This is a genomic window from Pannonibacter sp. Q-1, from assembly GCF_054073275.1.
Map to the genome: position 1 here is coordinate 1 of NZ_JBSXNB010000020.1, position 3,993 is coordinate 3,993.

The 3,993-nt window shown below is 60.2% G+C and carries 4 protein-coding genes; 3 read left to right on the forward strand and 1 reads right to left on the reverse strand.

Features of this window, described 5'->3' with window-relative positions; translation table 11 throughout:
- Positions 1-89: 89 nt before the first annotated feature.
- Entirely contained in the window at positions 90-1,760 is a 1,671-nt protein-coding gene (gene mobQ / locus ACVNHC_RS24415) for a MobQ family relaxase (RefSeq protein ID WP_457169886.1), read from the reverse strand.
- A gap of 269 nt (positions 1,761-2,029) precedes the next feature.
- Between mobQ and ACVNHC_RS24420 the strand changes: the two genes are divergently transcribed.
- From ACVNHC_RS24420 to ACVNHC_RS24430, 3 genes are all read left to right on the forward strand, one after another.
- The gene (locus ACVNHC_RS24420) at positions 2,030-2,287 is read left to right on the forward strand and encodes a hypothetical protein (protein ID WP_457169887.1); all 258 of its coding nucleotides are present in this window, start codon (positions 2,030-2,032) and stop codon (positions 2,285-2,287) included.
- A gap of 620 nt (positions 2,288-2,907) precedes the next feature.
- Positions 2,908-3,684 carry a hypothetical protein gene (locus ACVNHC_RS24425; protein ID WP_457169888.1) on the forward strand — a complete coding sequence of 259 codons (777 nt, stop codon included), beginning with the start codon at positions 2,908-2,910 and terminating at the stop codon, positions 3,682-3,684.
- 30 nt (positions 3,685-3,714) lie between these two features.
- A partial coding sequence (locus ACVNHC_RS24430) for a hypothetical protein (protein ID WP_457169889.1) occupies positions 3,715-3,993 on the forward strand: 279 nt, incomplete at its 3' end.

The window sequence follows — 3,993 nt, forward strand, 5'->3', positions numbered from 1 at the left end:
TCTGCTGGAACAGGTTGGCGCCATTCGCCGGGTGAAGCGTGGCCGCAGCAAGGTCATCACGATCACGCCGGAACAGGTAATTCCCTAGCCTAACGCTCGATTCCGAGGCCTAGGCCCTTCCCGTGCCACTTGGTCTTTGCCTTGGGCTTCGCCTTCGGAACAACGCTCGTAGCCTGCGCCAGTGCTGGCGCTTGCTCCTGCCCCTGCTGCGGCTTCAGCTGGCCGGGGCGCTCCTGCAGGACCTGCCCTTTCCCCAGCTCCGGCCCCTTCGCCTGTCCGGGCCGCTCTTGCAACACCCCTGCACGCCTCTGCGCGGCCTCCTGAGCGCGTTTTTGCTCTAACCGCTCCTTCCGTACCCTTTGCCGGATTTTCGCGTCTGCGGCCCTCTCTGCGCGTCCTGAGCCCTTGTCCTGATAGTCCGTGACCGTCTTCAGCCGCTTCTCAAGGGTGATTTCCCGCCTCCGGCGCCATTCGCTCAACTGCTTCAGGGTGCCGTGCCACATCTCAAGGGCTCGTTCGTAGGGCTTGCGGAAGACGTTGCCGAGGCTGAGGGTCTTCGGCTTCTTGGGCATCGTCAGGCGGTGCTCTGCGATCTTGAGATCACGCTGCCGCCGAAGCTCCTCGATCTGCCGGTCAATCTTCGGCTCCAGCTTCCCGGCCCTCTGCCGCATGATCAGGACCATGGTGTTCTTGTCCTCAGGGGCTCGCTGAGGCTGGGGCTTTTGCTCCGGCTGCTGTTGCACCGGCGGGGCCTGTTCCGGCTGCTGCGGGGCTTTCTGGGCCTGCTCTGTCCGCTGCCGTGCGACCTCCTCCACGTGCTGCTTCCACATCGCGTCAATCTCGGCCGACCAGCCGGCCGGCTGCTGCTGCGGCTGTTCGGCCGACTTGCCCAGGTGAAGTTCCGGATGGTGCTCCTGGTCGAGCTCTGCCGGCTGCGCCTGGTGCTGTTCCGGCTGCTCCTGGACGAGCTCGGCCGACTGCTCCTGGACGGGCTCCGCAGGGGAGAACCAAATCTCGTAAACCTGCGATTTGTCGGCCTTCAGCTGCCTGTTGAGCTCGCGCCGCTCGTCGTTCTCCGCGGTGCGTTCCATGATCTCGCCATGCCGACGCCTGCTGTGCGTCTCAAGCGGCCCCTCGTGTCGGGTTGGCAGCTCTTCAAGGCCCCGGCGCTCATGGCTGTACTGGCTGACACGCTCGCGGATCTGCGCCCGGCCTAGGTGGTGGTTCACCAGATCGGCCCACCTGTCCCGCACCTCGTCAATCGCCCCGCTCTTGCGGTCGTCAAGTTCGCGGGTCTTCGTGGTGAGCTCGGCCCCTTCTATTTTTCTCGTCGTCGTCAGGATGTGGGCATGGTGGTTCCGCTCGTCGCCGTCTCGGTTGGGTTCGTGGATGCACACATCCACCCCCACGCCGTACCGCTCGGAAAGCCATCCGCCGAAGTCCTGCGCGAGCTCCTTGCGCTGCTCTTTGTCGAGCTCAGCGGGCAAGGCTACTTCGTACTCACGGGCAACGGTTGAGTTCGAGCGTTTCTCGGATTGCTCCGCCTCGTTCCAGAGGGTGGAGCGGTCCAAGAAACGTTCATCCGCGCCCTCGGGAAGGATGATCTCGGAATGCACGACACCTTGCTTGCGGCTGTAGTCGTGCTGTTGGCCGGTTCGTTCGTCGGTGATCTCACAGCCAGCACGGTACGCGGCTGCGGCAGTGGCGCTTCGCCCTGCCGACCGCGAAACCGTCTTCACTGACAGGTGGTAGATTGCCACAGCCGGTTCACCCGCTCACGAACAGTCAAGGCCGCAAGGCCGCGAAGGCGCTTGCGCCGGAGAAGGGGTAAGGCCGTTGGCCTAGGGGCGAAAGCCCCTGTTGAAACCGCGCGCAAACGTAGTTTGCATAAGTGCGCCCTTCCCTACCTTCGGCAGGTCGGTTTAGCGCAAAACTCAAAATCTGTACAGCCACGCTTCCGCACCACTTGTTCACGCTCCGCTTTCACGTCAGATTCACGCTATCCCCGAACACAAGGAAACGTCCCGCAATGGTCACACTCGAAGAAGCAGAACTGAAACTCCAGCAGACAAAGGCCCTCATCAAGCAACTCAAGGCAAAAGAAAAAGCGGAAGAGAGGAAGCGCGATACCCGCCGCAAAATTCTCTACGGTGCTGGCCTCATGGCCCTCAAGGACCGGCCAGACGTCGCGGCAATCATGCGTGAAATTGAGGCGATGCAGGACGATCGCAACAAGGCGCTTTTCAGCGACGGAAAAACGGCAAAAGGGGATTCCCAAAGCGGCTAATGGGTGATAGCAATTTCCCTGCTCGCAAGTGCTGCGGGTGGCCATATGTGGAAGTCTGGCCACCCGCAGCGAGCGGGCATCAACCAGTGCTTGATGCGTCCGCCTCCCGATGCCTATCAGGATTCGTGCTCTCAAGCTGCTGGGGTGGTGTGGGGTTGGTTGCCCCCCGTCGCTCTGTGTCGGTCCACGGCCTAACCCCGTGCCTCTCACCCTTCACAGAGCTGGAGCGTTCATTCCGTCGCGCTCGCCGGAATGAACGCTCCCTCCCCTCCCCTTGTCGGGTTTTCCTCCATCAATGTCCGGTTTTTGGCTATCCGTGCCGGGGGGTGCCGTCATCCTGTGTCGGGTGCGGCCCGCGTTCCAGTTGGCACCCCTGCCAACTGCAGTATGAATTATTCATACTGGCACACGGATTCCCCCCTTTTCGGGTCAGAAAATCCCGTCGCCGACTAGGCGACACCTCTTAGATTCTTATGATATTATGGATACGGAGGTGCATTTCGCCCGATTAGCCGCAGAAGTCCGCCGTTTTTTGAAGATTGACAGTTGACTGTCAGTCAACTAAAGTTGACTGACAGTCAACTGTTAACGCACCTATTCAACACTCAAGGCGGGGGACTATGGGACGACTGACAATTGCCGAGCTGAAGGCACGGGGTGCCACGGAGGAGGACATCCAAGCGGCCCGGGTGATGCAGGCAGCACAGGCCAAGGCGGGAGCCCCCGTCCAGTCTCTGGCCGTGCTGGTGGGGATCTCGACAGCGCCGAACGCCTCTAAGCGCATTTCAACGCGATTTAATGCGAAAAAGGCTGTAAACTTCACGGAAAAGGCTCTGAGCCGCCTGAGTGTTTACGACAAGGCCGCGCTGTTACTGGACCAGCAGGCATTGAAGGAAAGCATTCCAGAGCGGGCAGAGAAGGCAAGAGCCGCAGCAAAGAGCGCGAAAGAGCTCAGTGCCAGTAAGCAACTCGAATTCGACTTCTTCGGAGGTAACGTGTCTATCGCCTTTCAATATCAAGACGCGATCACGGAACGCCTGTTTGAGAAGGCTAAAACACACGCGCAGGCAACAAAAGCGATTGCCACCCTCTGGGTGATCCTGCGTAACCTCGGCTGGCAATCATACGAGTGCACCAAGGCCGCTGCGGATCTCTGCAAAACGATGCGGATGGACAAGGCGGACATGGCCCGCGCTCTCGATCTGCTGGAACAGGTTGGCGCCATTCGCCGGGTGAAGCGTGGCCGCAGCAAGGTCATCACGATCACGCCGGAAGGTGCATTCCGGGGCAACATCAGCGGCCACGCGGCGGCAGTCGAGAAGTACAAGCTGGAAGTAATTGACGGCGGGAAGAAGGAAACCCCGTCCCAAACTGACCTTGAGGACTTCCTAGCCTAAGCCTAACAAGCAGGCTTCTTTGGAGTTAAAGTGTCCATCGCCTTCCAGTATCAAGACACGATTAGGGAACGCCTTTTCGAGACGGCACAAACTCAAGCTCAGGCAAAGGAGGCTTTGGCTATTCTTTGGGTGATCATTCGTAATCTCGGCTGGCCGTCTTACGAGTGCACCAAAGTAGCTGCGGACCTCTGCAAAACGATGCGGATGAACGCGGGTGATATGTCCAACGCTCTCGATCTGCTGGAACAGGTTGGCGCCATTCGCCGGGTGAAGCGTGGCCGCAGCAAGGTCATCACGATCACGCCGGAA

Excerpts from the sequence above, each read along its gene's own strand:
- ACVNHC_RS24420 (WP_457169887.1), top strand. The coding sequence starts at position 2,030 with ATGGTCACACTCGAAGAAGCAGAACTGAAACTCCAGCAGACAAAGGCC.
- ACVNHC_RS24425 (WP_457169888.1), top strand. The coding sequence starts at position 2,908 with ATGGGACGACTGACAATTGCCGAGCTGAAGGCACGGGGTGCCACGGAG.